General features: G+C 67.3%; 25 protein-coding genes and 1 tRNA gene. 24 read left to right on the plus strand and 2 right to left on the minus strand.

The annotated features are described in order from the left end of the window. Positions 1-23 precede the first annotated feature (23 nt). Entirely contained in the window at positions 24-845 is an 822-nt protein-coding gene (locus NM961_RS06875; protein WP_255913179.1) for an outer membrane protein assembly factor BamD, read from the minus strand. 82 nt (positions 846-927) lie between these two features. Between NM961_RS06875 and rluD the strand changes: the two genes are divergently transcribed. Then, positions 928-1,920 (plus strand): 23S rRNA pseudouridine(1911/1915/1917) synthase RluD, encoded by a 993-nt coding sequence (gene rluD, locus NM961_RS06880; protein WP_255913180.1) that lies wholly within the window; start codon positions 928-930, stop codon positions 1,918-1,920. Between the two features lie 3 nt (positions 1,921-1,923). Beyond that, positions 1,924-3,417, plus strand: a complete 1,494-nt coding sequence (pgeF, locus tag NM961_RS24135) for a peptidoglycan editing factor PgeF (RefSeq protein WP_343231904.1) — start codon at positions 1,924-1,926, stop codon at positions 3,415-3,417. A gap of 21 nt (positions 3,418-3,438) precedes the next feature. Here pgeF and NM961_RS06895 read toward each other — a convergent pair whose 3' ends face one another. Beyond that, positions 3,439-4,557: a saccharopine dehydrogenase family protein gene (locus tag NM961_RS06895; RefSeq protein ID WP_255913181.1), complete on the minus strand. Its 1,119-nt coding sequence runs from the start codon at positions 4,555-4,557 to the stop codon at positions 3,439-3,441. Between the two features lie 209 nt (positions 4,558-4,766). Between NM961_RS06895 and clpB the strand changes: the two genes are divergently transcribed. From clpB to NM961_RS07005, 22 genes are all read left to right on the plus strand, one after another. Then, positions 4,767-7,370 (plus strand): ATP-dependent chaperone ClpB, encoded by a 2,604-nt coding sequence (gene clpB, locus NM961_RS06900; protein ID WP_255913182.1) that lies wholly within the window; start codon positions 4,767-4,769, stop codon positions 7,368-7,370. A 239-nt stretch (positions 7,371-7,609) separates the two neighbouring features. After that, the gene (locus NM961_RS06905) at positions 7,610-7,918 is read left to right on the plus strand and encodes an FmdB family zinc ribbon protein (RefSeq protein WP_255913183.1); all 309 of its coding nucleotides are present in this window, start codon (positions 7,610-7,612) and stop codon (positions 7,916-7,918) included. A 112-nt stretch (positions 7,919-8,030) separates the two neighbouring features. Continuing rightward, entirely contained in the window at positions 8,031-8,591 is a 561-nt protein-coding gene (locus NM961_RS06910; RefSeq protein WP_255913184.1) for a DUF3011 domain-containing protein, read from the plus strand. A gap of 164 nt (positions 8,592-8,755) precedes the next feature. Continuing rightward, a complete protein-coding gene (gene aspS / locus NM961_RS06915; RefSeq protein ID WP_255913185.1) occupies positions 8,756-10,528 on the plus strand; it encodes an aspartate--tRNA ligase in 1,773 nt (590 codons plus the stop codon). 53 nt (positions 10,529-10,581) lie between these two features. Next, positions 10,582-11,217 (plus strand): esterase/lipase family protein, encoded by a 636-nt coding sequence (locus NM961_RS06920; RefSeq protein WP_255913186.1) that lies wholly within the window; start codon positions 10,582-10,584, stop codon positions 11,215-11,217. Continuing rightward, on the plus strand, positions 11,214-11,780 hold the full coding sequence (gene ruvC / locus NM961_RS06925) for a crossover junction endodeoxyribonuclease RuvC (protein WP_255913187.1): 567 nt from the start codon (positions 11,214-11,216) through the stop codon (positions 11,778-11,780). Before NM961_RS06920 ends, ruvC begins: the two co-directional genes overlap by 4 nt. Beyond that, entirely contained in the window at positions 11,777-12,370 is a 594-nt protein-coding gene (ruvA, locus tag NM961_RS06930; RefSeq protein WP_255913188.1) for a Holliday junction branch migration protein RuvA, read from the plus strand. The genes ruvC and ruvA overlap by 4 nt, the downstream gene beginning before the upstream one ends. Before the next feature lie 33 nt (positions 12,371-12,403). Then, positions 12,404-14,281 (plus strand): potassium transporter Kup, encoded by a 1,878-nt coding sequence (locus NM961_RS06935; protein WP_255913189.1) that lies wholly within the window; start codon positions 12,404-12,406, stop codon positions 14,279-14,281. After that, entirely contained in the window at positions 14,278-15,312 is a 1,035-nt protein-coding gene (gene ruvB, locus NM961_RS06940; RefSeq protein WP_255913190.1) for a Holliday junction branch migration DNA helicase RuvB, read from the plus strand. Before NM961_RS06935 ends, ruvB begins: the two co-directional genes overlap by 4 nt. A 102-nt stretch (positions 15,313-15,414) precedes the next feature. Further along, a complete protein-coding gene (ybgC, locus tag NM961_RS06945; RefSeq protein WP_255913191.1) occupies positions 15,415-15,828 on the plus strand; it encodes a tol-pal system-associated acyl-CoA thioesterase in 414 nt (137 codons plus the stop codon). After that, positions 15,825-16,508: a protein TolQ gene (gene tolQ / locus NM961_RS06950; protein WP_255913192.1), complete on the plus strand. Its 684-nt coding sequence runs from the start codon at positions 15,825-15,827 to the stop codon at positions 16,506-16,508. The genes ybgC and tolQ overlap by 4 nt, the downstream gene beginning before the upstream one ends. Positions 16,509-16,548: 40 nt before the next feature. Further along, a complete protein-coding gene (gene tolR, locus NM961_RS06955) occupies positions 16,549-16,986 on the plus strand; it encodes a protein TolR (RefSeq protein ID WP_255913193.1) in 438 nt (145 codons plus the stop codon). A 10-nt stretch (positions 16,987-16,996) separates the two neighbouring features. Continuing rightward, complete coding sequence (gene tolA / locus NM961_RS06960; RefSeq protein ID WP_255913194.1) at positions 16,997-17,824, plus strand: cell envelope integrity protein TolA; 828 nt, start codon at positions 16,997-16,999, stop codon at positions 17,822-17,824. Next, entirely contained in the window at positions 17,814-18,173 is a 360-nt protein-coding gene (locus NM961_RS06965) for a TonB C-terminal domain-containing protein (protein ID WP_255913195.1), read from the plus strand. The genes tolA and NM961_RS06965 overlap by 11 nt, the downstream gene beginning before the upstream one ends. A gap of 12 nt (positions 18,174-18,185) precedes the next feature. Next, positions 18,186-19,541, plus strand: coding sequence for a Tol-Pal system beta propeller repeat protein TolB (tolB, locus tag NM961_RS06970; protein ID WP_255913196.1), 1,356 nt, complete (start codon positions 18,186-18,188; stop codon positions 19,539-19,541). Positions 19,542-19,619: 78 nt separating this feature from the next. Continuing rightward, positions 19,620-20,138 carry a peptidoglycan-associated lipoprotein Pal gene (gene pal / locus NM961_RS06975; protein WP_255913197.1) on the plus strand — a complete coding sequence of 173 codons (519 nt, stop codon included), beginning with the start codon at positions 19,620-19,622 and terminating at the stop codon, positions 20,136-20,138. Between the two features lie 26 nt (positions 20,139-20,164). Beyond that, on the plus strand, positions 20,165-21,094 hold the full coding sequence (ybgF, locus tag NM961_RS06980) for a tol-pal system protein YbgF (protein WP_439334201.1): 930 nt from the start codon (positions 20,165-20,167) through the stop codon (positions 21,092-21,094). 30 nt (positions 21,095-21,124) lie between these two features. After that, the gene (gene queE / locus NM961_RS06985; protein ID WP_255913199.1) at positions 21,125-21,850 is read left to right on the plus strand and encodes a 7-carboxy-7-deazaguanine synthase QueE; all 726 of its coding nucleotides are present in this window, start codon (positions 21,125-21,127) and stop codon (positions 21,848-21,850) included. Positions 21,851-21,932: 82 nt separating this feature from the next. Next, a complete protein-coding gene (queC, locus tag NM961_RS06990) occupies positions 21,933-22,601 on the plus strand; it encodes a 7-cyano-7-deazaguanine synthase QueC (protein WP_255913200.1) in 669 nt (222 codons plus the stop codon). A 525-nt stretch (positions 22,602-23,126) separates the two neighbouring features. Then, positions 23,127-23,202 (plus strand) — tRNA-Lys (locus tag NM961_RS06995). A gap of 164 nt (positions 23,203-23,366) precedes the next feature. Continuing rightward, a complete protein-coding gene (locus NM961_RS07000) occupies positions 23,367-24,557 on the plus strand; it encodes a tyrosine-type recombinase/integrase (protein WP_255913201.1) in 1,191 nt (396 codons plus the stop codon). 92 nt (positions 24,558-24,649) lie between these two features. Further along, positions 24,650-25,159, plus strand: a complete 510-nt coding sequence (locus tag NM961_RS07005; RefSeq protein WP_255913202.1) for a hypothetical protein — start codon at positions 24,650-24,652, stop codon at positions 25,157-25,159. Positions 25,160-25,465: the final 306 nt, after the last annotated feature.

The following is a 25,465-nucleotide window of genomic DNA, read 5'->3' on the forward strand; positions in this document are numbered from 1 at the left end:
TTCCGGGGCGCTTCGCGTGCGGATCAGCCGCGGTCGGTGAACGGCACCAGGCGCTTCCAGGTGCTGCGCTTGGGCGGGTACTCGCCCTTGAGATAGGGGTGTTCGGGGTAGTTCAGTTCCAGCACGCGGCGCGCGTCGCTGCTGAGCTTTTCCTGGCCCAGGCGGGCATAGGCTTCGGTCATCACCGCCAGGGCGTCGCCGGCCTGGGGCGTGCGCTGGTAGTTCTCGACCACTTTCTCGGCGCGGTTGGCCGCGGCCACGTAGGCCTTGTGGCGCAGGTAGAACAGGGCAACGCCGATCTCGGCCTGGGCCATGTTGTTGCGCAGGTAGATCATGCGCTGGCGCGCGTCGTTGACGTAGCGGCTTTCCGGGTAGCGCTTGACCAGCTCGCCGAAGTCCTCGAACGACTGCAGGGCGTAGGCCTGGTCGCGCTTGGTCTCGTCGCGGCTCAAATAGCGTTCGAGCAGGCCGTCGGAGCGGCCGAAGTTGATCAGGCCGCGCAGGTAGAAGGCGTAGTCGATGTGCTTGTGGGTGGGGTAGGTCTTGATGAAGCGGTTGACCGAGGAATAGGCCTCTTCCTGCTTGTGGTCCTTGTACTGGGCATAGGCCAGTTCCAGCTGGGCCTGCTCGGTATAGGGGCCGAACGGGAAGCGCGCGATCAGGCGCTCGTAGGTCTTGGTGGCGCGGGCCAGGTTGTTGCGCTGCAGGGCCTCCTTGCCGATGGCATAGACCTGATCCACCGGAAGGGTCTCGACCGGATTGTTCTTCTTGCCCCCGCGGGTACAGGCGCCCAGGGCCAGCAGGGCGGCAAGGAAAATCAGGCGGATCAGCAGGGAAACTCGCATGGTACGGCCACGCTCTGCGAAAATGCGGGCCGCGATCATAGCCCAAAGAATCCAGCCTCGCCCCGGCCAGGCCAAATCCCGCATGAATGAAGCCAGCTCAACCCTGACCGTGGAAATCCCCTTCCAGTATGCCGGCCGACGTTTCGACCAGGTGCTGGCCGAACTGTTTCCGGACTATTCCCGCTCCCGCCTGACCGGCTGGATCAAGTCCGGCGACGCCCTGCTCGACGGCGCCCAGGTCGCGCCGCGGCAGCTGGTCAAGGGCGGCGAACAGGTCAGCCTGGTCGCCGTGGCGGCGCAGGAAGTGCCCATGGCGCCCGAGGCCATCGCCCTGGACATCCGCTACGAGGACGCCGACGTCCTGGTCATCAACAAGCCGGTGGGCCTGGTCGTCCACCCCGGCGCCGGCAACCCGGCCGGCACCTTGCAGAACGCCCTGCTGCACTACGATCCGGGCCTGGTGGAGATCCCCCGCGCCGGCATCGTGCATCGCCTGGACAAGGACACCTCCGGCCTGATGGTGGTCGCGCGCAGCCTGCGCGCGCATACCTCGCTGGTGGAACAGCTGTCCGAGCGCGCCATGCACCGCCAGTACGAGGCCCTGGTGATGGGGCCGATGATCTCCGGCGGCTCGGTGGACGCGCCCATAGGCCGCCATCCCAAGGACCGGGTCAAGCAGGCCATCGTCGACGAACCCGCCGGCCGCCCGGCGGTGACTCACTACCGGGTGCGCGAACGCTTCCGCGCCCATACCCTGGTGCAGTGCAACCTGGAAACCGGCCGCACCCACCAGATTCGCGTGCATATGGCGCATATCCGCCACCCGCTGGTCGGCGACACCCTGTACGGCGGCGGCCTGCGCCTGCCCAAGGCGGCGACGCCGGAACTCACCGAGGTGCTGCGCGCCTTCAAGCGCCAGGCCCTGCACGCGGAGCGGCTGGAATTCGCCCATCCGGTCGGCGGCAAGACCGTCGCCGTCGAAGCCGAGCGGCCGGCCGACCTGGCCGGCCTTGTGCTGGCGCTGCGCGCCGATACCAAGGTCAATGGCGAAGCCGACAACGCGAGGCGGCGCTAGGCCATGCCGGCGGGCCGGGACAGCAGCACGGCGGTGCCCGGCGTCGTGATCCCGGACTGGGAACTGCCGCCCGGCGTGCGCGCCGCGGTCAGCACGCGCTGGCTGCCCGGGGTATCGCCTTCGCCCTTCGAGGCCGGCAATCTGGGCGCCCGCTGCGGCGATGAACTGGAAAACGTCGCCGCCAACCGCGCCGTGCTGCGGCGCGGGCTGGATCTCCCGTCCGAGCCCGTCTGGCTGCGCCAGGTCCATGGCGTGGACGTGTTCGACGCCGCCGCGCCCGGCGTGGCCGGCCGCGACCCGCATGCCGACCCGGTCGCCGATGCGTCCTACAGCCGCGACTCCGGCATCGTCTGCGCGGTGCAGACCGCCGACTGCCTGCCGCTGCTGATCTGCAGCGGCGACGGCACTGAGATCGCCGCCGTGCATGCGGGCTGGCGCGGCCTGGCGGCCGGCGTGATCGAGGCCACCCTGGCGCGCTTCAGCGCGCCGCCGGCACAGCTGCGGGTCTGGCTGGGCCCGGCCATCGCCGCGGCCAGCTACGAGGTCGGCGAGGACGTGCGCGCGGCCTTCCTCAGCGCGCATCCGCATGCGGCGGCCGCCTTCACCGAAACCCGTCCCGGCCATTGGCTGTGCGACCTGTACGAGCTGGCGCGGCAGCGTCTGCGGGCGGCCGGCGTGCATTCGGTCAGCGGCGGCGGTTTCGATACCTTTACCGATGAGCGCTTCTACTCGCACCGGCGTGCGCGGCCGACCGGGCGTTTCGTCAGCCTGATCTGGCGCGAATCGCGCGACATTGATTACGCCGGCAACGGCACCGCGGACCGCGCACTGGCGGCACGGGTGCGCGCGTCGCGGCTGACGTTCCCGCGGCTGCTGGGCCGGGAGTTCTCCCGCCTGCCGCTGACCGTGCAGACCCTGCACCTGGCCGGCGGCACGCACCGCTACCAGGGCGAAGTGGATATCCGGCGCAACCGCAATCCGCTGGCGCGCCTGTGCGGCTTCGCCACCAACCTGCCGCCGGCCATGAGCGCGGCGCCGCTGGCGGTGGAAATCGCCGCCGCACCCGAGGGCGAGCGCTGGCGCCGCGATTTCGGCGGCTATCCCATGCAGTCGCGCCTGTGGCGCAAGGCCGGCCGCCTGTGCGAGCGGCTGGGCCTGGTCACCTTCGCCTTTGCCCTGAGCGTGGAGGAGGGCGCCCTGTGCTGGCGCGTGCAGAAGGTCAGCGCGCTGGGCCTGCCGCTGCCGGCGCGCTGGTTCCGCGGCGTCTATGCGCGCGAGTACGAAAACGCCGGCCGCTACTGCTTCGAGGTGGCTGCCGCGCTGCCGCTGGCGGGCGAACTGGTGCACTACCGCGGCTGGCTGGCGGTGGATACGTCGTCGGGCGCCGGCGATGCCTTGCCCCGGGTGGACCAGCGCCATGAGCCCGACCTCGAAGGCGCCGATTCCGGCCGCCGCGACGGCGATTACGACACTGACGGCGGCAGTGACGGCGACTGAGGCGCCGGTGGCGTCGCCGCGTCAGCCGTAGCGCGTGCGGATCGCAAAGCCGCCCAGCGATGCCAGGCATTCCTCCAGGGTGAACAGATCCACGCAGGCCCGCGCGCCGCGCCGGGCGATTTCGCCGCGCGCCAGCTTGCCGGCGATCACCACCGCCGGGGTGGCCGGAATCTGCGGCCCGTCGCCGTCCGCGGCGGCGATCTCCCAACAGCGCTGCAGCGGCCGGCCCTGCGCATCCAGGCCGTGCAGTTCCACATGCATGGCGCCGCAGTCGCTGCCGGCGCGCAGGAACCATTCGCTCGCGCGCTTGAGCGTGCCGGCGTGGGCGGCCAGGTCGCGCACCAGCCCGGCGCGCACCAGCCAGGACAGCAGCCACAGGCCGAAATGCAGGCGCCGCAATTCCAGCCCGGCACGGAAGCTGAGTTCGGCCAGGCCGTAGCGGACCGGGAAAAGGTCCAGGTCGGGCACGTCGCAGGCGGCCAGCCAGCGCAGGCCGGCGCCGGCGTAGCGCCGCCGCTGCAACTGCTGCCAGCCATGGACGGCGTACTCTGCGCCGCCGCGGCGCCAGGGCAGCGGCCGGCCGACATAGCTCAGGATCGCCGCGACCGTGGCCAGCCCGCGCTCGGTGCGGTTGCCGGGGCTGATGCCCATGTGCACGCCGTGCAGTGCGGCGAAATCCCCGCGGTAGCGGTCGACCACGGCGGCGCTGAGTCCCGGCACGCTGCTCGCGCCGCAGACCGCCAGGAGATGGTGCTCGTGCGCCAGCGCGTCCAGCGCCGGGCCGAAGTCGCGCACATAGTCGCGGCCGTCGGCCAGATCGACGTAGTGCGCACCGGCAAGCAGGCATTCGCGCGGCACGGCGTGATCGCGGCCCTGGAACGGGCCGGCGCAATTGATGACGAGGTCGGGTCGCTCCGCGCGCAGCAGGGCGGCCAGTCCGGCGGATTGCGCATCGACTGCGACGGCCGTCAGTTCGGCGCGGCAGTCCGCCGCTGCACGCAGCGTATCGGCCAGCCGCTGCGCCTGCCGCGCGTCGCGTCCGGCCAGCAGCACGCGCCAGCCGGCCTCGCGCGCCAGGCGGGCGGCGATGCGCGCGCCGAACAGGCCGTAGGCGCCCAGCAGCAGTACGCTCCAGCGCATAAGCGCTCCCGTTGTGGAAAGCGCCGATGCTAGTGCGGCGGCGCGCGCTTGGCAGCGGGCGCACGCCAGGACGCACCAGGCGGATGACCGCGTTGCGGCCGCCGTTCGCGCCGAAAACAGCGCCGCGCCCGGGTTGAATCGCCGCGGCCGCGGCCACATTGATCCGCCATCGCCGGCTGCGCCGGCCCTCTCTTTTTCCCGGGTGATCCATGCGTCTGGACAAGTTCACTTCCCGTTTGCAGCAAGCACTGGCCGATGCGCAAAGCCTGGCCGTCGGGCGCGACCACAACATGCTGGAACCGCTGCACCTGATGGCCGCGCTGCTGGACCAGCAAGGCGGTTCCACCGTGCCGCTGCTGGCCCAGGCGCAGATCAACGCGCCGCTGCTGCGCCAGCGCGTGGCCGAGGCGCTGCAGCGCCTGCCGCAGATCAAGGGCCAGGAAGGCCATGTGAATGTGTCGGGCGATCTCAACCGCCTGCTCAACCTCAGCGACAAGCTGGCCCAGCAGCGCGGCGACCAGTTCATCGCCAGCGAGCTGTTCGTGCTCGCGGCACTGGAAGACAAGGGTGAACTCGGCAGCGCGCTCAAGGCCGCCGGCGCGAACAAGGCGGCGCTGGAAGCCGCCATCGACAAGATGCGCGGCGGCGAGAAAGTGCAGTCCGAAGGCGCCGAGGAACAGCGCCAGGCGCTGGAGAAATACTGCGTAGACCTCACCGCCCGCGCCGAGAGCGGCAAACTCGATCCGGTGGTCGGCCGCGACGAGGAAATCCGCCGCACCATCCAGGTGCTGCAGCGGCGCACCAAGAACAACCCGGTGCTGATCGGCGAACCCGGCGTGGGCAAGACCGCCATCGTCGAGGGGCTGGCCCAGCGCATCGTCAACAACGAAGTGCCGGAAAACCTGCGCGACCGCCGCGTGCTCAGCCTCGACATGGGCGCGCTGATCGCCGGCGCCAAGTTCCGCGGCGAATTCGAGGAACGCCTCAAGGCCGTGCTCAACGACCTGGCCAAGCAGGAAGGGCGGGTGATCCTGTTCATCGACGAGCTGCACACCATGGTCGGCGCCGGCAAGGCCGAGGGCGCCATGGATGCCGGCAACATGCTCAAGCCCGCGCTGGCCCGCGGCGAGCTGCATTGCATAGGCGCGACCACGCTGGATGAATACCGCAAATACGTGGAAAAGGATGCCGCGCTGGAGCGCCGCTTCCAGAAAGTGTTCGTGGGCGAGCCCTCGGTGGAGGACACCATCGCCATCCTGCGCGGCCTGAAGGAGCGCTACGCCGTGCACCACGGCGTGGAGATCACCGATCCGGCCGTGGTCGCCGCGGCCACCCTGTCGCACCGCTACATCGCCGACCGCCAGCTGCCGGACAAGGCCATAGACCTCATGGACGAGGCGGCCTCGCGCATCCGCATGGAGATCGATTCCAAGCCCGAGGAAATGGACCGGCGCGAGCGCCGCCTGATCCAGCTCAAGATCCAGCGCGAGGCGCTGAAGAAAGAGAAGGATCCGGAATCCATCCAGCGCCTGGCCGATCTGGAAAAAGACATCGCCGTGCTGGAGCGCGAGTTCTCCGACCTGGAAGAAGTGTGGAAATCGGAAAAGGCGACTTTGCAGGGCGCAACCAGGATCAAGGAGCAGATCGAGCAGGCGCGCCTGGAACTGGAAGCCGCCCAGCGCCACCAGGATTTCGCGCGCATGAGCGAGATCCAGTACGGCCGCCTGCCGGAACTGGAAAAACAGCTCAAGGCGGCGCAGGAAGCCGAGAAGGTTGGCTTCACTCTGCTGCAGGACAAGGTCACCGCGGAGGAGATCGCCGAGGTGGTCGCGCGCTGGACCGGCATCCCGGTCAGCAAGATGCTCGAAGGCGAGCGCGAGAAACTGCTGCGCATGGAGGACGAACTGCACAAGCGCGTGATCGGCCAGGGCGAGGCCGTGCGCGCGGTCAGCGATGCGATACGCCGCGCGCGCGCCGGGCTGTCGGATCCTAACCGGCCTTCCGGCTCGTTCCTGTTCCTCGGTCCCACCGGCGTGGGCAAGACCGAACTGTGCAAGGCGCTGGCGGATTTCCTGTTCGATTCCACCGACGCGCTGGTGCGCGTGGACATGTCCGAGTTCATGGAAAAGCACTCGGTTGCGCGTCTGATCGGCGCGCCGCCGGGTTATGTCGGCTATGAGGAAGGCGGCTATCTCACCGAGGCCGTGCGCCGCCGGCCCTACAGCGTGATCCTGCTGGACGAGGTGGAGAAAGCCCATCCGGACGTGTTCAACGTGCTGCTGCAGGTGCTCGACGATGGCCGCCTGACCGACGGCCAGGGCCGCACGGTGGATTTTCGCAACTGCGTGATCGTGCTGACCTCGAACCTGGGCTCGCAGCTGATCCAGGAAGCGGCCGGCATCGGCGGCGAGGAAGGCTATACCCAGATCAAGGCTGCGGTGATGGGCGTGGTGCAGGCGCAGTTCCGGCCGGAGTTCATCAACCGTCTGGACGAGATTGTCGTGTTCCGCCCGCTGGAAGCGGCGCAGATCCGCGCCATCGCGCGCATCCAGACCGCCAGCCTGGCCAAGCGCCTGGCCGAGCGCCAGCTGCGCCTGGAGATCAGCGACGCGGCGCTGGACCTGCTCGGCCAGGCCGGCTTCGACCCGGTCTACGGCGCGCGGCCGCTGAAGCGGGCGATCCAGCAGCAGCTGGAAAACCCGCTGGCGCGGCAGATCCTCGAAGGCCGCTTCGCGGCCGGGGAGACGGTCACGGTCGATGCCCAGGGCGGCCATCTGGTGTTCGGCAGCGCTGCGCCGGCGGCGCTGGCCTGAGCTGTTCCCGCCGCGGCGGCATGAAAAGCCGGCCGCCGCGGTGAGGCCGGGACCGGCGGCGCGGCCTCCGCACCGCCGCCGGTTCGCCGGGGTTGCGGCCGTGCGGCCTGGAAAGGCGCGTATTGCGGCGGTCGCAAGCGGTTCCGACGCCCGCAACGCTTGAAAACCCGCCGCTGGCACGCACAATGCGGGCCGCTTTCCCGCGGCTGGCGGGAGAATTCCGTCATCCAGGTGCTGCAATGCCCATCTACGAATTCGAATGTACCGACTGCGGCAAGCGTTTCGACCGCCTGCAGAAACTGTCCGACCCCGATCCCACCGACTGCCCGGCCTGCAGCCGCGCCAGCGTGCGCCGGCGCGTTACCGCCCCGGCCTTCCGCCTGGCCGGCTCGGGCTGGTACGAGACCGACTTCAAGAAGGACGGCGACAAGAAGCGCAATCTGGCCGAAGGCGGCGAGTCCAAGGCCGAGCCAGCCAAAAGCGAACCCGCCAAGAGCGACGCCGGCGCCAGCGCCGCGCCGGCATCCAGCGATAAGCCGGCAGGCTGAGAGCCGGCTGGCGCCAGGCTGAATACCGACCGGGACCGGGCACCGTCGTTCACGTTCAGGTTGACGTCGCACGCCGTACACTAGCGCCGCGTTCAGCCATAAGGAGAAGGTGATGATTACGCGAGTGCTTGGTTTTGCAGCCGTGGTACTGGGCGCGCTGTCCGCGCCTTCGGTCGTGCAGGCGCAGCCCGGCTACGGCGGCGGCCGCGACACGGTCGAATGCCGCAGCCAGGACTATCGCTACAACCGCTGCGACGTGGGCTGGCGCGATGCCCGTCTGGTGCGCCAGCTGTCCGGAGCCCACTGCGTGCGCGGCCAGACCTGGGGCATAGACCGCAACGGCAGTATCTGGGTCGACCGCGGCTGCGGCGCCGTTTTCGCCGAAGCCGGCCGCGGTGGCGGCGGTGGCTGGGGCGGTGGCGGTGGCGGTGGTGGCGGCGGCTGGCGTCCCGGTCCGGACTGGGACCGCGACATCCGCTTCGTCTGCCAGAGCCGCGACTTCCGCTACAACATGTGCCAGGTCGACGTCGGCCGCGGCGGCGATGTACGCATCGTGCGGCAGATCTCCGACACGCGCTGCGTCCTGGGTCGCACCTGGGGCTACAACCGCGCCGGCGTGTGGGTGGACGGCGGCTGTGCTGCGGAGTTCGAGGTCGAGCGCCGCTGGCGCTGAGCCTGCGGTTTCGAGTCTTTGCTCCATTTCCGGCCGTCTTCCCGCTGCGGGGAAGGCGGCCGGCTTAGTTCCTGCGCTTGTTTGCAGCGCACCAAATTCCTCCGTAGGATTCCGGCCTTTCCGCCTGTATCGGGCGGGCACCCCATTCCGGAGCCCTGAAGCGTATGCGCAGCCATTACTGCGGTCTCGTCGACGAGACCCTGATCGGTCAGACCGTCACCCTGTGCGGATGGGCCGATACCCGGCGTGACCATGGCGGCGTGATCTTCATTGATCTGCGCGATCACGAAGGCATTGTCCAGGCGGTGATCGAGCCGGACAACGCCGCAGCGTTCAAGCAGGCCGAAGGCGTGCGCTACGAATTCTGCCTGCGCATCGTCGGCACGGTGCGCGCGCGTCCGGCCAGCCAGGTCAACGACCGCCTGCGCACCGGCAAGATCGAAGTCGTCGCCGACAGCGTCGAAGTGCTCAACAGCGCCGCGCCGCTGCCGTTCATGCTGGATGACAACGTCGGCGAAGATGCACGCCTGCGCTACCGCTACCTCGATATCCGCCGCCCGGACATGCAGCGCAAGCTGCGCATGCGCACGCGCCTGGTCTCGGCGCTGCGGCACCACCTGGACGCCAAGGGTTTCCAGGACATCGAAACCCCGATCCTGACCAAGGCCACGCCGGAAGGCGCGCGCGACTACCTCGTGCCCAGCCGCGTGCATCCGGGCGAATTCTTCGCCCTGCCGCAGTCGCCCCAGCTGTTCAAGCAACTGCTGATGATGGCCGGCATGGACCGCTACTACCAGATCGCGCGCTGCTTCCGCGACGAGGACCTGCGCGCCGACCGCCAGCCCGAATTCACCCAGCTCGACATGGAGTTCGCCTTCGTCGGCGAGCGCGACGTGCAGGATTTCGTCGAGAACATGATCCGCAGCATCTTCAAGCAGGTGGTCGATGTCGATCTCGACGCCGAATTCCCGCGCATGACCTATGCCGAGGCCATGCGCCGCTACGGCTCGGACAAGCCCGACCTGCGCATCGACCTGGAACTGGTCGATGTCGCCGACGCGGTCAAGGATTGCGACTTCAAGGTGTTCTCCGGCCCGGCGAATGATGCCGGCGGCCGCGTCGCCGCGCTGCGCGTGCCCGGCGGTGCCGAACTCACCCGCAAGCAGCTCGACGACTACGGCGTCTATGTGCAGAAGTACGGCGCCAAGGGCCTGGCCTGGATCCGCATTGACGATCTGGACAAGGGCCGCGAAGGCCTGACCTCGCCCATCGTCAAGTTCCTCGGCGACGACGCGGTCAAGGCCATCTTCGCCGCGGTCGGCGCACGCACCGGCGACGTGATCTTCTTCGGCGCCGGCCCGTACAAGACCGTCAGCGATTTCCTCGGCGCGCTGCGTCTGAAGGTCGGCCGCGATCTGGGGCTGGTCGCCGAAGGCTGGCGTCCGCTGTGGGTGGTCGACTTCCCCATGTTCGAATACGACTTCGACGCCAAGCGCTACGTCGCCCTGCATCATCCGTTCACCGCACCCAAGGTCGACGATGTGGCCGACCTGCGCGCCAATGCGGAGAACGCGGTCGCCCGCGCCTACGACATGGTGCTCAACGGCAACGAGATCGGCGGCGGCTCCATCCGTATCCACCGCCCGGACATGCAGAGCACGGTGTTCGACCTGCTCGGCATCGGTGCGGAAGAGGCCGAGGCCAAGTTCGGCTTCCTGCTCGACGCGCTCAAGTACGGCGCGCCGCCGCACGGCGGCATCGCCTTCGGCATCGACCGCATCGCCGCGCTGATGGCCGGCACCGAGTCCATCCGCGATGTGATCGCCTTCCCCAAGACCGCCAGCGCGCAGTGCCTGCTCACCTCGGCGCCTTCGGCCGTGGCCGAGGCGCAGTTGCAGGAATTGCACGTGCGCGTGGTCAAGCCGGTGAAGGGCTGAGACTGACCGGCGGCGGCTTGCCTGGCAGGCCGCTGCACGCGCAGGATGCAGGCATGAATGACGAGGCGGTCATCCTGGTACACGGTGTCTGGATGCGCGCATTCAGCCTGTTGCTGTTGCGCCGGCGCCTGCGCGAAGCCGGCTTCCACACCGAATTGTTCGACTATGCCAGCGTGCTGGGCGGCGGCGAACGCAGCCGCGCGCGGCTGGAGCGGCGCATCCGCGCGCAGAACGCGGCCAAGGTGCACCTGGTCGGCCACAGCATGGGCGGGCTGCTCGCGCTGCAGACGGTGCAGCACCTGCCCGGCGGTCTCAGCGGCCGCATCGTCTGTCTCGGTTCGCCGCTCAACGGCAGCGCGGTCGCGCGCCGCATCGCCGGACTGGGCGGCGGCCGCCTGCTTGGCGGCAGCCGCCAGCCTTTGTGCGAAGGTCTGCCGGCGCGGGCGCCGGCCGGTGGCGTCGGCGTGCTTGCCGGCACGCGCGCACTGGGCCTGGGCCAGCTGGCCGGCATTTTCGACGAACCCAACGACGGTACCGTGGCCGTGGCCGAGACGCGCTGGGCCGGCGCCGACGCGCACCGCGAAGTCGCCACCTCGCATACCGGCCTCACGGTGTCGCGCGAAGCGGCGCAGCTGACGGTGAATTTCCTGCGTTCGGGCCGCTTCGACGCGGGAGCGGCCGCGGCATGATCGGCCTGCGCCAGTTGAACGCCGCCGCCGCGGCGCTGCCGCCCGCGCGCATACTCGGCATCGATCCGGGTTCCCAGCGCACTGGCATAGGCATCATCGAGGTCGATGCCGCAGGCGCGGCCCGGCACATCTTCCACGGCGCGATCAAGCTCACCGACAACGAAAGCTTCGCCCTGCGCCTGAAGCAGATCTTCGAGGACATCGGCGCGATCATCGAGGCGCACCAGCCGACCGAGGTCGCGATCGAGCGCGTTTTCATGGCCAAGAACGCCGATTCGGCGCTCAAGCTGGGCCAGGCCCGTGGCGCGGCGATCTGCGCCGTGGTCAGCCGCGATCTCAGCGTGGCCGAATACGCGCCCAAGGAGATCAAGCAGGCCGTGGTCGGCGGCGGCGGCGCGGACAAGACCCAGATCCAGCACATGGTCGGCGTGCTGCTGCAATTGCCGGGTAAACTCCAGGCCGACGCGGCCGACGCGCTGGCCATCGCCCTGACCCACGCCCATACCCGGGCCACGATGCAGCGCATAGGCATACCGCGTACCGCATGGAGGCGCAGGCGATGATCGGACGTTTGAAAGGCATCCTCGTTTCCAAGCAGCCGCCGTGGCTGATGGTCGACGTCAACGGCGTCGGCTACGAACTGGAAGCGCCCATGTCCACCTTCTACGACCTGCCCGAGGCCGGGCGCGAAGTCGTGCTGTGCACGCACTACGCCGTCAAGGAGGATTCCGTCGCCCTGTACGGCTTTCTGCGCGAGGCCGAGCGCAGCCTGTTCCGCAGCGTGCAGAAGGTCAGCGGCATAGGCGCCAAGATCGCGCTGGCAATTCTTTCCGGCGCGTCGGTCGAGGAATTCTCGCGCCTGGTGCAGGCCGGCGACATCGCTGCGCTGACGCGCATCCCGGGTATAGGCAAGAAGACCGCCGAGCGCATCATCGTGGAGCTGCGCGACCGCGTGGACGGGCTGGGCGGCGGCGTCGCCGGCATCGTTCCCGGCGGCGCGGTGCCGCATGACCCGGTGGCCGAAGCCGGCATCGCCCTGCAGCAGCTGGGCTACAAGCCGGCCGAGGTCACCCGCCTGGTCAAGGATGCCGCTGCGCCTGGCGACACCGCCGAAGCCATCATCCGCAAAGCCCTGCGCGCCGCCCTGCGCTGATGCGCGTTTCCCTCACTTCCTGATTCTCCGACCATGAGCAGCCACGATCACGGCAACAAGAACCTGTATGCCCTGGCCCTCGGCGCCATCGGCGTGGTGTACGGCGACATCGGCACCAGCCCGCTGTACACGCTGAAGGAAGCCTTCGGCCCACACGGTGTGGCCGTATCGCCGGACAACGTGCTCGGCGTGCTCTCGCTGGTGTTCTGGTCGCTGATCGTGGTGGTGTCGATCAAGTACGCCACCTTCATCATGTCGGCCGACAACAAGGGCGAGGGCGGCATCATGGCCCTGACCACGCTGGCGCATCGCGGCGTGCGTTCCAGCGCCCGGGCACGCTGGGTCATCATGGTGCTGGGCCTGTTCGGTGCGGCGCTGTTCTTCGGCGACAGTGTGATTACGCCGGCCATGTCGGTGCTCTCGGCGGTGGAAGGCATAGAAGTGGCCGCGCCGGCGCTGCACCGCTACGTCGTGCCCATCGCGGTGATCGTGCTGTTCGTGCTGTTCGCGATCCAGCGCAGCGGCACGGCCAAGGTGGCGCGGCTGTTCGCGCCGGTAATGGTGATCTGGTTCCTCTCGCTGGCGGTGCTGGGCGTCATCAAGATCATCGACGCGCCGCAGGTGCTGCGCGCGCTGCATCCCTACTACGCAGTCGAATTTTTCCTGGAGAACGGACGGGTCGGCTTCTTCGCCCTGGCTTCGGTCATCCTTGCCCTGACCGGCGCCGAGGCGCTGTACGCCGACATGGGCCATTTCGGCAAGCGGCCGATACGCCGCGCCTGGTTCGCCTTCGTGCTGCCGGCGCTGATGCTCAATTACCTGGGGCAGGGCGCGCTGCTGCTGGAGAATCCCGCCGCGGCGCAGAACCCGTTCTACCTGCTGGTGCCGCCGGTGCTGCTGTATCCGATGATCGGCCTGGCCACGCTGGCGGCGGTGATCGCTTCGCAGGCGGTGATCTCCGGCGCGTTCTCGGTCACGCGCCAAGCAATACAGCTGGGCTATCTGCCGCGCATGGAAGTGATCCACACTTCGCGCGAGACCATAGGCCAGATCTACCTGCCCTGGCTCAACCGCGCGCTGCTGGTGCTGACCGTGGCCGTGGTGATCGGCTTCCGCAGTTCGACCAACCTGGCCGCGGCCTACGGCATCGCGGTGATCGGCACCATGACCATCGATTCCATCCTGGTCATGATCGTGGCGCGGCGCATCTGGCACTGGAAGCGCTGGCATGTGGCGGCGCTGGGCGGCTTGTTCCTGGTGGTGGATCTGGCCTTCCTCGGCGCCAATCTGGAGAAGGTCGAGCACGGCGGCTGGTTCCCGCTGGTGCTGGGCCTGGTGGTGTTCTCGGTGATGACGACCTGGCGCCGCGGCCGCGAGCTGGTCATACGCGAACTCAAGAACGCCGGCCTCGCATTGCGGCCCTTCATCGAATCCATCGCCGAGCATCCGCCGCTGCGCGTGCCCGGCCAGGCCGTGTTCCTGACCGCCCAGCCCGACGCCGTGCCGCATGCGCTGCTGCACAACCTCAAGCACAACAAGGTGCTGCACGAGCAGAACGTGGTGCTCACGGTGGAATGGCTGGAGACGCCGACGGCCGAGCCCGAGGAGCGCATCGAACTGGTCGCGCTGGGGCATGACTTCCACCAGCTCACCCTGCGCTACGGCTTCGCCGAAGATCCCGACGTGCCCGATATGCTGGCCAAGTGCGAAAAGGTCGGCCTGGTGTTCGACATGATGGACACCACCTTCTTCCTCAGCCGCGAGAGCATCGTCGCCACCGACAACCGCGGCATGCCCAAGTGGCGCGACAAGCTGTTCGCCTTCATGCAGCGCAACGCGCTGCCGGCCACGGCGTTCTTCCAGATACCCGGCAACCGCCTGATCGAGCTGGGTACACAGGTGGAGATATGAACGACCGGATCACTTCCAGCGCGTCCACGCGCGAGGACGAGCTGCTCGAAGCCTCGATCCGGCCGCAGCGCCTGGCCGAATACCTGGGCCAGCAGGCGGCGCGCGAGCAGCTGGGCATCTATATCGAAGCCGCGCGCCGGCGCAACGAGGCGCTGGACCATGTGCTGATCTTCGGTCCGCCCGGCCTGGGCAAGACCACGCTGTCGCATGTGATCGCCAATGAGCTGGGCGTGAACCTGCGCACTACCTCGGGCCCGGTGATCGAGCGCGCCGGCGATCTGGCCGCGCTGCTGACCAACCTGCAGCCGCGCGATGTCCTGTTTGTCGACGAGATCCACCGCCTCTCGCCCGTGGTCGAGGAAGTACTGTACCCGGCGATGGAAGATTTCCAGATCGACATCATGATCGGCGAAGGCCCGGCCGCGCGCTCGATCAAGCTGGACCTGCCGCCCTTCACCCTGATCGGCGCGACCACCCGCGCGGGGCTGCTCACCAGTCCGCTGCGCGACCGCTTCGGCATCGTGCAGCGGCTGGAGTTCTACACGCCGGAAGAACTCGGCGCGATCGTGCGCCGCTCCGCCCGCATTCTCGGTATCGCCTGCGACCCGCTGGGCGCGGCCGAGATCGCGCGCCGTTCGCGCGGCACGCCGCGCATCGCCAACCGCCTGCTGCGCCGCGCGCGCGACTATGCCGAGGTGCGCGCCGGCGGCGTCATCACGCTGGAAGCGGCCCAGGCGGCGATGGACATGCTGAAAGTGGACCCGGAAGGCTTCGACGCGCTGGACCGGCGCCTGCTCAAGACCATCATGGAAAGTTTCGACGGCGGTCCGGTCGGGGCCGAGTCCCTGGCTGCAGCCCTGTCCGAGGAACGCGGCACTATCGAGGACGTGCTGGAGCCCTATCTGATCCAGCAGGGCTATCTGGTACGCACCGCCCGCGGCCGTATGGTGACCTCGCGCGCCTACCAGCATTTCGGCCTGCGCCCGCCGCGGCGGGCCGATCAGCCGCCCGACCTGTTCGACCCCGGCTGAGGCCGGGTGCGCGCCTGTTCAGGCGGCAGCGGCTATGCTGCCGCATCGTTTTGCTTGCAGCAGCCCCTTGCTGCAGCTCCCCACCCGCACCCAAGGAGCGACATGGCGACCGATCCATTCCGCTGGCCTGCCCGGGTCTACTGGGAAGATACCGATGCGGGCGGAGTGGTCTACCACGCCAGCTACCTGCGCTTCCTGGAACGCGCCCGCACCGAGTACCTGCGTCATCTCGGTATTGAGCAGGAGGCGCTGCGCAAGGACAATAACGCCGTCTTCGTCGTGCGCGACATCGCGATCGGCTTTCTCAAGCCGGCGCGGCTCGATGATTTGCTGGACGTCACCGTGGCCTTGGTCGGGCGGCGCCCGGCCAGCCTCATGTTCCAGCAACAGATCCTGCGCAAGTCCGACGGCTTGCTGCTGGTCGAGGCAAGCGTGCGGGCGGCCTGCGTCGATGCCGCCGGTTTCCGTCCACGTCCCATTCCCGACGGCCTGTTTGTGGAGATTTCCAAGGCATGAACGCTGGTGACCTGAATCTGTGGCAGCTGATCGTGCACGCGAGCCTGTTCGTCAAGTTCGTGATGTTCGTGCTGCTGGTGTTCTCCTTCCTCTCCTGGGGCATCATCTTCCGCAAGCACAGCATGCTGAAGACGGCGCTGGGCAGTGCCAACGAATTCGAGGAACGTTTCTGGTCCGGCGCCGACCTGGCCGCGCTGTTCCGCGAAGTCACCGGCCGCGGCGGCCAGATCAGCGGCATCGAAAGCATCTTTGAAGCCGGCTTCCGCGAATTCGCGCGCCAGCGCCAGCGCCGCGGCGTGGATCCGCGCACCCTGCTCGAAGGCGCCCAGCGCGCCATGCGCGTGGCGCAGACGCGCGAAATCGACCGCCTCGAAGGCAATCTGGAATTCCTCGCCAACGTCGGCTCCATCAGCCCCTACGTCGGCCTGCTCGGCACGGTCTACGGCATCATGATCTCGTTCCAGGGCCTGGCCAACGTCAAGGAAGCCACCATCGCCAGCGTCGCGCCGGGCATTTCCGAGGCCCTGGTCGCCACCGCCATGGGTCTGATCGCGGCGATCCCGGCCTCCTGGGCCTACAACCGCTATTCCAACAAGGTCGACCGCGTCGCCACGCGCTACGACACCTTCACCGAGGAGTTCTCCTCCATCCTGCAGCGCCAGGCACATATCGAGGATTGAGCGCCACCCCGCGCCCATTCCCCGTCCGTTGGAGCCGCCGATGCAAAGCCACCGCCGCAAGCGCAAGAAACTCAAGTCCGACATCAACGTCGTGCCGTACATCGACGTGATGCTGGTGCTGCTCATCATCTTCATGGTGACGGCGCCGCTGTTGAACCTGGGCGTGGACATCGACCTGCCCGAGTCGTCCATCGCGCGCAGCCTCAACGTGGACAAGAACCCGGTCGTGGTCAGCGTGGATCAGGCCGGCAAGATCTACCTGACCCTGCCCGACGCCCAGCGCGAGGAAGTCGACACGGCCAAGCTGACCGCGCTGGTCTCGGCCTACGTCAAGACCAATCCCAAATCCCCGGTCTACGTCGCCGGCGACAGCAAGACCGAATACGGCAAGGTCTACGACGCCATGGCGCTGCTGCAGAGTGCCGGCGTGGCCAAGGTCGGCCTGATGGGCCAGCCGCCGCAGGAAAAGGCGAACTGAGCGCCCGCTGATGGCTAGCAATGAAGACAGCCTGCGGCCGTGGATCTACTCGCTGCTGGTACATCTCACCATCGTCGCCCTGATCGCCGGCAGCCTGTTCTGGACCAGCGACAGGGTGGCCGTGAGCATTGCCGGGCCCATCATCGAGGCGACCCTGGTCGGCCCCGCGCAGGCGCCCCAGCCCAAGGCGGTCAAGCCCAAACCCAAGCCCAAGCCGGTGGAGCCCAAGCCTGAGCCGGCCCAGCCCAAGGTCGAGGAACCCGCGCCCGAGCCGCCCAAGAAAGATCTGAAGGACCAGGAAAAGGTCACCGACCAGATCACCCAGCTCAAGGCCGAGCAGGACAAGGTCCAGGAAGAGCTGCGCAAGAAGGAACAGATCGAGTTGGCCGAGAAGCAGGCCGAGGCCGAGCGCCAGGAAAAGCTCAAGGAAGAAAAGCTCAAGCAGCAGCGCGACAAGGCCGCGCGCGAACAGGCGGAAAAGGACAAAAAGGCCGAGGCCGCGCGCCTGGCAGCGATGATCGCCGAGGAGGCCAAGACCGGCCAGGACGGCATCGACACCAGCCTGGAAGCGCAGTACTACGCCGCGATCCAGAGCGTGGTCACCGCCGCCTGGCTGCGGCCGGAGACCACGCCGCCCGGCGTGCGCTGCACGCTGGAGATCACCCAGATCGTCGGCGGCGAAGTGATCAATGCGGTGGTGGTCAATCCATGCAATGCCGACGAGGTCACGCGCGACTCGCTGCAGCAGGCGCCGCTGCGCGCCTCGCCGCTGCCGTATACCGGTTACGAAAGCGTGTTCAAGCGCAAGATCCGTTTCGAGTTCAAGTATGACGGCTAGCCTGCGCCGCGCCCTGCCGCTGCTGGCCGCTGTCTTGCCGCTGGGCGCGCCCGCCGCCGGCGACATCACCGAACAGAAGCTGGCTTATATGCGTGCCCTGCAGCAGGCCGTGACCGCCAACTGGCTGCGGCCGGAATCGGCCACCGATCTCAGCTGTGTGGTGGAGATCGTCCTGCGTCCCGGCGGCGAGGTCGTTCAGGTCAGCTTAGGCCAGCCCTGCAATGCTGATGCGCAGGCGCGCGCGTCGATCAACCGCGCCGTGCTCGGTGCTTCACCCTTACCTTATGCCGGCTTTGAGAAAGTCTTTCAGAGCCGGGTCAACCTGATTTTCCAGACAGACGGCCATTGAGGCGGAACCGATATGCGAGCAAACCCCATCATCCGATTCGCCACCTTGCTGTTGTGCCTGTGCGGCGCCGCAGCCCACGCCCAGGGCACCAGCCCGCCGGCGGGAGGGCAGGGGCTGAGCAGTGACGTGCCCACCATCGTGATCAACACCGGCACGGCCAGCGCCGTGAACATCACCGTGGTGCCGTTCGCGTTCGAAGCCGCCGGCGCGCCGGCCGAGACCGACGTTTCCGACATCGTGCGCATGGACCTGGCCCGTTCGGGCCTGTTCAACGCCCTGGACAAGAAGGACGTGGTCGAATTCCCGTCCCGCGGCAGCGACATCAAGTTCCCGACCTGGAACCTGCTCAAGCAGCAGTTCATCACCGTCGGCCGCGTACTGGACGCCGACGGCGGCGCGATGCGGGTGGAGTTCGAGCTGTTCAACGTCGCCAAACAGGAAAAGCTGCTGGCCCTGGCCATCACCGGCCAGCGCAGCGACCTGCGTGGCGTCGGCCACCAGATTGCCGACCTGGTCTATGAAAAGATCATCGGCGAGCGCGGCGCATTCTGGACCCGCATCGCCTACGTCACCGCGGCCGGCGTCAGCCCCAACATCAACTACGCCCTGATGGTGGCCGATTCGGACGGCTACAACCCGCAGGTGCTGGTGCGCTCGCGCGAGCCGCTGCTGTCGCCGTCCTGGTCGCCGGACGGCAAGAAGCTGGCCTATGTCTCCTTCGAGCGCGGCGACTCGGCCATCTATATCCAGGAAATCGCCACCGGCGCGCGCCAGGTCATCTCCAACCGCAAGGGCATCAACGGCGCCCCGGCGTTCTCCCCGGACGGTAGCCGCCTGGCCCTGACCCTGTCCTACCTCGGCAACCCGGACATTTTCATCATGGACCTGGCCAGCCGCGAGACCAAGCGCATCACCAACCACTTCTCCATCGACACCGAGGCCCAGTGGATGCCGGACGGCCAGAGCCTGGTGTTCACCTCCGACCGCTCGGGCAAGCCCCAGCTGTACCAGGTCTCGACCGCGGGCGGAGACGCCACCCGTCTGACGTTCCAGGGCGAATACAACGCCAAGCCGTCGATTTCCCACGACGGCAAGAAGTTCGCTATGGCGCAAGGCACTGGAAATGTGTATCGTATTGCGGTTTTGGACCGGAGCAAGGGCGCGGGGACGATGAATGTCCTTTCGCCCGGCAGCGTGGACGAGTCGCCTAGCTTCGCACCGAATGGAAGCATGCTGCTTTATGCCGCTACCGACGGACCGCGCGGCGTACTGTACGCAGTGTCGGCCAACGGCCGCGTTCGCCAGAGGCTGGTTCTGGCCGATGGCGACGTGCGCGAGCCGGCATGGGGACCTTTCCGACAGCGATAATTTAAAGACGCCGGGTAACCGGCGCTGGCTACTGACCTTTGTACTGTGTACTGACCTGACCTCCTAAGGACTACAACAATGAACACTTCGCTTCGCCTCGCCATTGCCGCCCTGTTGTGCGTGACCGCGGTCGGTTGCGCCAAGAAGACCAAGCCCGGTGGCGGTGACACCTCCGGCGGTAGCAATGTCCAGACCCCGGACACCGGCCGCCCGGACAACGGCGGTGAATACACCCGCGAATCCCTCAACACCGACTCCTGCCTGCGCCAGCGCGTGATCTACTTCGATCTGGACAAGACCGAGATCAAGGGCGAGTTCCAGGCCCAGATCGCCTGCCACGCCAAGTTCATCCGCCAGTTCCCGGACTACAACGTGACCCTCGAAGGCAATGCCGACGAGCGCGGTTCGCGCGAATACAACCTGGGCCTGGGTGAGCGCCGCGGCAACGCCGTGCAGAGCGCCCTGTCCTCGGCCGGCGCCCCGTCGAACCAGCTGAACGTGGTCTCCTACGGTGAAGAGCGTCCGACCTGCAAGGACCACAGCGAATCGTGCTGGGCCAAGAACCGCCGCGTCGAACTGGTCTACACCACGAAGTAAGCAGTAAATAAAGGAATCCGATGCGAGTGTTCACGAACACCCTCGGTGCCCGCATCACGGTCGCGGCGGCTTTGGCCGCCGCGACTGTTTCCATGCCGGCCGCCGCTGAACGCCTCAGTCTCGCCGAGCGCGTCGCCGCTCTCGAAGCCCAGGCACAGGCCGGCCAGGGCACGGTCGATCTGGTCAACCAGATCCAGGCGCTGCAGACCGAAGTCCAGCAGCTCAACGGCCTGGTCGAGCAGCTGCGCCATCAGCTCGACGAGCAGAAAGAGCGCAACAAGCAGCAGTACATAGACCTCGACTCCCGCGTCGGCCGCCTCGAAGGCGGTGGCGGTGCAGCCGCGCCGGCCAGCAGCCCGGCCAACAATGGTCAACTCCAGGATATCCAGCTGGGCGCGCCCAACGGCGCGACCGGCAATGTCCCGCCGCCGTCCACCGACCCGGCGCTGGACCTGGGCAGCGCGGCCCCTGCGGCCCCTGCGGCCGCCGCGCCCGCCGCTGCGGCGGCTGCCGCGGCAACCCCGCCTGCTGCTGCGGCGGCGCCGTCCGCCACGCGTTTCGACCCGGCGGCGGAAAAAGCCAGCTACGACGAAGCCTTCGCTGCGCTGCGCGACGGCCGCTATGCCGAATCCGCGCGCCGCTTCCAGGCCTTCATCGACGCCTATCCGTCCAGCGAACTGGCCGGCAACGCCTACTACTGGCTGGGCGAGTCCTACTACGTGACGCAGAACTACCGCGTCTCGCTGGAAACCTTCCAGACCCTGCTGAAGAACTATCCGGACAGCACCAAGGCCCCGGACGCCATGCTCAAGACCGGTTACTGCCAGTACGAACTGAAGCAGTGGGAACCGGCCAAGGCCACCCTGACCCGGGTGGTGCAGAAGTATCCGGATACCGTGGTCGCGCGCCTGGCCCAGGGCCGGCTGCGCGCACTGCAGTCCGAAGGCGCGCACTGAGCGCCAGGACCCGGACCGGCGGCTGCGGCCATGTCGGCTGAAGCTGCCCCTCCCGCCACCGTCAGCAACGCGCCCGTTCCGGCTCCGGAGCGGGCGACTGCGCCGGCCGCCGTGCCCGAGCGTCTGCGCATCACCGAGATCTTCCACTCCATCCAGGGCGAAGCCGACGCGGTGGGCTGGCCTACCGTATTCGTGCGCCTGACCGGCTGCCCGCTGCGCTGCACCTGGTGCGACACGACGTATTCCTTCCACGGCGGCGAGTGGCGCTCCATCGATGCCATCCTGGCCGAGGTCGCCAGCCACGGTGCACGACATGTCTGCGTCACCGGCGGCGAGCCGCTGTCGCAGAAACGCTGCCTGATCCTGCTGCGCCGGCTCTGCGATGCCGGCTACGAAGTGTCGCTGGAAACCTCCGGCGCATTGGACGTGGCCGCGGTCGATCCGCGCGTGCGCAAGGTGATGGACCTCAAGGCGCCCGATTCGGGCGAGGCCGGACGCAACCGCTGGTCCAACCTTGAACATCTGCGCGCCCACGACCAGATCAAATTCGTCCTGGCCGGCCGCGCCGACTACGACTGGGCCTGCGGCGTGCTGCGCGAACACGCGCTGGCGGCGCGCTGCCAAGTGCTGTTCTCGCCGGTGCACGCCAGCCTCAAGCCGCGCGAACTGGCCGAATGGATACTTGCCGACCGCCTGCCGGTGCGCATGCAATTGCAGCTGCACAAGCTGCTGTGGGGCGATGAGCCCGGACATTAGTTTCCTGCCGGGCCGGCCCGTGGGAAATCCGCAGAGTCCCCCATCGCGCCGCGCGACCCCGTAGCAACCAAGGCACTACCGAATGAGCAAACCCGCAGTCGTACTCGTCTCCGGCGGCATGGACTCCGCCGTCGTCCTCGCCATCGCCCGCGAACAGGGCTTCGCCTGCCACGCGCTCAGCGTTGCCTACGGCCAGCGCCATGTGTCGGAACTCGATGCCTCCGACCGCGTCTGCGCCATGCTCGGCGCCGCCGCGCACAAGACTGTCACGGTGGACCTGCGCAGCATCGGCGGCTCGGCCCTCACCGACGAGATCGACGTCCCCGAACAGGGCGGCGCCGGCATCCCCGTCACCTACGTGCCCGCGCGCAACACCATCATGCTGTCCATCGCCCTGGGCTGGGCCGAAGTGCTGGGTGCCGCCGACATCTTCTGCGGCGTCAACGCCGTGGATTACTCCGGCTACCCCGACTGCCGTCCCGCCTTCATCGACAGCTTCCAGCAACTTGCCAACGTCGCCACCAAGGCCGGCGTCGAAGGTGCCGGCATCCGCATCCATGCCCCGCTGATGCGCCTGAGCAAGGCCGACATCGCCCGCGAGGGCCAGCGCCTCGGCGTCGACTTCGCCGCCACCGTCTCCTGCTACCAGGCCGACGAAAAAGGCCGCGCCTGCGCCCACTGCGACGCCTGCCGCCTGCGCGCGGAAGGGTTTCGCGAGGCGGGGCTGGTGGATCCGACGCGGTATCGGTGAGAGGTGGGCCGTATCGGGGAGGCGGCCCGTATCAGTGAGAGGCAGGCAGGCCGTATCTGTGAGAGGCTGCTTGCATCAATGAGAGCCAGACCCGGTCGATGAGCGGCGACATGTATCAATGGGAGACAGGCCGCATCGGTGAGAGACAGGCCTTTACTCAGCGTCCGCCGCCCGCAAGCAGAAGCTCCCGCGCGAGCAGGCCCGCCTGAATCCGGCATTTCCATCCGGCGCAGCGACATTGGACGCACGGTACTCCTTGCTTGTCGTCCTGCTGCCGCCCGCTCCACCGGCCATCGTCTTCGGAGGGGGATCCCGCTCCCTCGACCTTCCTCGCATTTGCCTCGAGGCCGCGCGCCGCCAGCACTCCACCCCGCCAGAATCGACATACGGCCCGTACAGGCCAGCAGCGCCTCGGCCGTCGGCGCAAGTGGTTGTCCATCCAGGCTTGTTTAGCCCACGCCCAGGCCCTAAACTTCGCCTCCCTCGCGCGCCGGCCCCAAGCCGACGCCACGCAGCACCTCCTGTGGGCCGTTAGCTCAGTTGGTAGAGCAGCGGACTTTTAATCCGTTGGTCGATGGTTCGAGTCCATCACGGCCCACCACATACTAGTCCGGCAACGTCCGCCGAAATCCAGAAACTTCAGTTAAAACCGGCTCGTAGCGCCAAAGTTACTCCGGCAATGTCCAATCTTGTCCATTGACATCCGGGGGCAACTGGGGGCAGCTTTGGGGGCAACTCCACTTGTCGCCAAAGCAGTTGCCCCCAATGGCGCTTACCGACTCCGCAATCCGCGCTGCCAAACCGGCTGGCAAGCCGATCCGCTTGTTCGACGAAGGCGGCCTGTACCTTGAAGTTGCCCCCAGCGGGGGTAAGTGGTGGCGCCTGAAGTATCGGCTTCTGGGAAAGGAAAAACGGCTTTCCCTTGGGGTCTACCCGGAGGTAGGGCTAAAGGATGCGCGAGCGCGGCGCGATGAGGCGCGCAAGTTGGTCGCAGCTGGCACCGACCCAAGCGACGCGCGCAAAGCTGCTCGGTTGGCTGGGGCTGATGAGGCGGCAAACACGTTTGAAGCGTTGGCGCGCGAATGGCTTACGCTGAAGGCCAAAGAATGGGTGCCGTCCCACCTAGAAAAGATGACCTCGCGCCTGGAGCTGTACGCATTTCCCGCCATTGGCAAGCGACCGATTGCCACCATCACCGCGTCCGAGGTCTTGGCCGTTTCGCAGAAGCTTCAGGGCAGGGGCGTAATCTCGACTGCCCATCGGGTGCAGCAGGCCTGCGGACAAGTTTTCCGATACGCCGTGGCTACGGCGCGGGCGAATCGAGATCCGGTGAGCGACCTTCGCGGCGCGCTGCCCTCCGTGCGCCAAAAGCACTTCGCTGCTGTCACCGACCCTAACGCGCTACCGGCGCTGCTGACGGCTCTACACGGCTACGCTGGCGGCCCGGTCGTTCGGGCCGCCCTCAAGCTTGCACCTTTGCTATTCGTGCGTCCTGGCGAGTTACGAACCATGGAGTGGGCGCACGTGGACCTATGCGCGGCTGAATGGCGCTTTACGACTAGCAAGACCAATTCCGCCCATATCGTGCCTCTAGCAACCCAGGCTGTAGAGGTGCTTCGCGAGCTACAAGGCCTGACGGGGCGAGGCAAGTATGTCTTCGCGACTGCGCGCGGCGGCAGCCGGCCAATGTCCGAGAATGGCGTGTTGATGGCAATGCGCAGTCTGGGAATAGGATCCGACGAAATGACGGGTCACGGCTTCCGTGCGACGGCGCGCACAATCCTTGATGAAGTCTTGGGGTTCCGGGTTGATTGGATTGAGCACCAGCTCGCTCATGCTGTGAAAGACGCAAACGGCAGAGCTTACAACCGTACCGCGCATCTATCGGGGCGACGGAAGATGATGCAAGCCTGGGCAGACTATCTCGACGGGCTGCGAAACCGCACCGCGCGCTAGGCCGAAGAACTATGTCCGAGGATCAGAAGCGGCCTCCGAAATACCCCCTCGGTACCACAGCGCCGTCGTTAGTCGATCAAGTCCGAAGGCTTGTGGACTGGCATGAATTCCTCATCGCGCCTGAATCCGGCAATTATCCGGTGCCAGCTTCACTAGCATGCGCATGGGAAAAGCTGGAAGAATGCTATCAGTATGACGGTCGAACCAGTATTCAGCGCGGTTCAGAGCTACAGCGGCTATCAGAAACCCCATTGTCCACGCTCTTCTACTTCATTGAGGGTGGGTTCTATCCGCCACCGGAACTGTTGATTGTGCTTAGCGACTGCTGGCATGCCTATGTAGCGGCAGCCGGGAGCTTGACGCTGGAGGAAGCCTTTCTAGGAAAGCCGAAAAAGCGTGCCGGAAATTTCGCCAGCCGAAAGAAGTCCGCATTTCGTCTATTCCGCATTCAGATCACCTATGACCAGCTAGTCCGTGCAGGGCAAACGCCAATTGGGGCCGCGGAGGCTGTGAGCGCGCAACTGGGCGGCAAGCCGGACGCTGACAGCATCCTGAGAATGATGCGCAAGGCTCGTCGGCGACCGCCAAGCGCGGACGAATAACCCGCATATCAATCCTCGCGGAAACGCGGGCACCTCGTTAGGGTGGCGTCGTTCAACGAGGAGCTACGCAATGCACAGCAGTCCGACTTTGCCCGAAACCGGGTTTCTTCGTCTTTCTCAGATCATTGGCCGGCGAGCATCCCCGTCCAGCCCGGCAATTCCGCCAATCATTCCCGTCAGCAAATCGACTTGGTGGCTGGGAGTGCGCTCCGGAAAATTTCCGAAACCGACTCACGCACTCGGTCCCCGCATAACCGCGTGGCGGGTGGAGGACATTCGGGCACTAGTTTCAGCTGCTCAGCCAGG

This window comes from Tahibacter harae (assembly GCF_024437735.1).
GTDB classification, from domain to species: Bacteria; Pseudomonadota; Gammaproteobacteria; order Xanthomonadales; family Rhodanobacteraceae; genus Tahibacter; species Tahibacter harae.

Excerpts from the sequence above, each read along its gene's own strand:
- NM961_RS06875 (WP_255913179.1), bottom strand. The coding sequence starts at position 845 with ATGCGAGTTTCCCTGCTGATCCGCCTGATTTTCCTTGCCGCCCTGCTG.
- rluD (WP_255913180.1), top strand. The coding sequence starts at position 928 with ATGAATGAAGCCAGCTCAACCCTGACCGTGGAAATCCCCTTCCAGTAT.
- pgeF (WP_343231904.1), top strand. The coding sequence starts at position 1,924 with ATGCCGGCGGGCCGGGACAGCAGCACGGCGGTGCCCGGCGTCGTGATC.
- NM961_RS06895 (WP_255913181.1), bottom strand. The coding sequence starts at position 4,557 with ATGCGCTGGAGCGTACTGCTGCTGGGCGCCTACGGCCTGTTCGGCGCG.
- clpB (WP_255913182.1), top strand. The coding sequence starts at position 4,767 with ATGCGTCTGGACAAGTTCACTTCCCGTTTGCAGCAAGCACTGGCCGAT.
- NM961_RS06905 (WP_255913183.1), top strand. The coding sequence starts at position 7,610 with ATGCCCATCTACGAATTCGAATGTACCGACTGCGGCAAGCGTTTCGAC.
- NM961_RS06910 (WP_255913184.1), top strand. The coding sequence starts at position 8,031 with ATGATTACGCGAGTGCTTGGTTTTGCAGCCGTGGTACTGGGCGCGCTG.
- aspS (WP_255913185.1), top strand. The coding sequence starts at position 8,756 with ATGCGCAGCCATTACTGCGGTCTCGTCGACGAGACCCTGATCGGTCAG.
- NM961_RS06920 (WP_255913186.1), top strand. The coding sequence starts at position 10,582 with ATGAATGACGAGGCGGTCATCCTGGTACACGGTGTCTGGATGCGCGCA.
- ruvC (WP_255913187.1), top strand. The coding sequence starts at position 11,214 with ATGATCGGCCTGCGCCAGTTGAACGCCGCCGCCGCGGCGCTGCCGCCC.
- ruvA (WP_255913188.1), top strand. The coding sequence starts at position 11,777 with ATGATCGGACGTTTGAAAGGCATCCTCGTTTCCAAGCAGCCGCCGTGG.
- NM961_RS06935 (WP_255913189.1), top strand. The coding sequence starts at position 12,404 with ATGAGCAGCCACGATCACGGCAACAAGAACCTGTATGCCCTGGCCCTC.
- ruvB (WP_255913190.1), top strand. The coding sequence starts at position 14,278 with ATGAACGACCGGATCACTTCCAGCGCGTCCACGCGCGAGGACGAGCTG.
- ybgC (WP_255913191.1), top strand. The coding sequence starts at position 15,415 with ATGGCGACCGATCCATTCCGCTGGCCTGCCCGGGTCTACTGGGAAGAT.
- tolQ (WP_255913192.1), top strand. The coding sequence starts at position 15,825 with ATGAACGCTGGTGACCTGAATCTGTGGCAGCTGATCGTGCACGCGAGC.
- tolR (WP_255913193.1), top strand. The coding sequence starts at position 16,549 with ATGCAAAGCCACCGCCGCAAGCGCAAGAAACTCAAGTCCGACATCAAC.
- tolA (WP_255913194.1), top strand. The coding sequence starts at position 16,997 with ATGGCTAGCAATGAAGACAGCCTGCGGCCGTGGATCTACTCGCTGCTG.
- NM961_RS06965 (WP_255913195.1), top strand. The coding sequence starts at position 17,814 with ATGACGGCTAGCCTGCGCCGCGCCCTGCCGCTGCTGGCCGCTGTCTTG.
- tolB (WP_255913196.1), top strand. The coding sequence starts at position 18,186 with ATGCGAGCAAACCCCATCATCCGATTCGCCACCTTGCTGTTGTGCCTG.
- pal (WP_255913197.1), top strand. The coding sequence starts at position 19,620 with ATGAACACTTCGCTTCGCCTCGCCATTGCCGCCCTGTTGTGCGTGACC.
- queE (WP_255913199.1), top strand. The coding sequence starts at position 21,125 with ATGTCGGCTGAAGCTGCCCCTCCCGCCACCGTCAGCAACGCGCCCGTT.
- queC (WP_255913200.1), top strand. The coding sequence starts at position 21,933 with ATGAGCAAACCCGCAGTCGTACTCGTCTCCGGCGGCATGGACTCCGCC.
- NM961_RS07000 (WP_255913201.1), top strand. The coding sequence starts at position 23,367 with ATGGCGCTTACCGACTCCGCAATCCGCGCTGCCAAACCGGCTGGCAAG.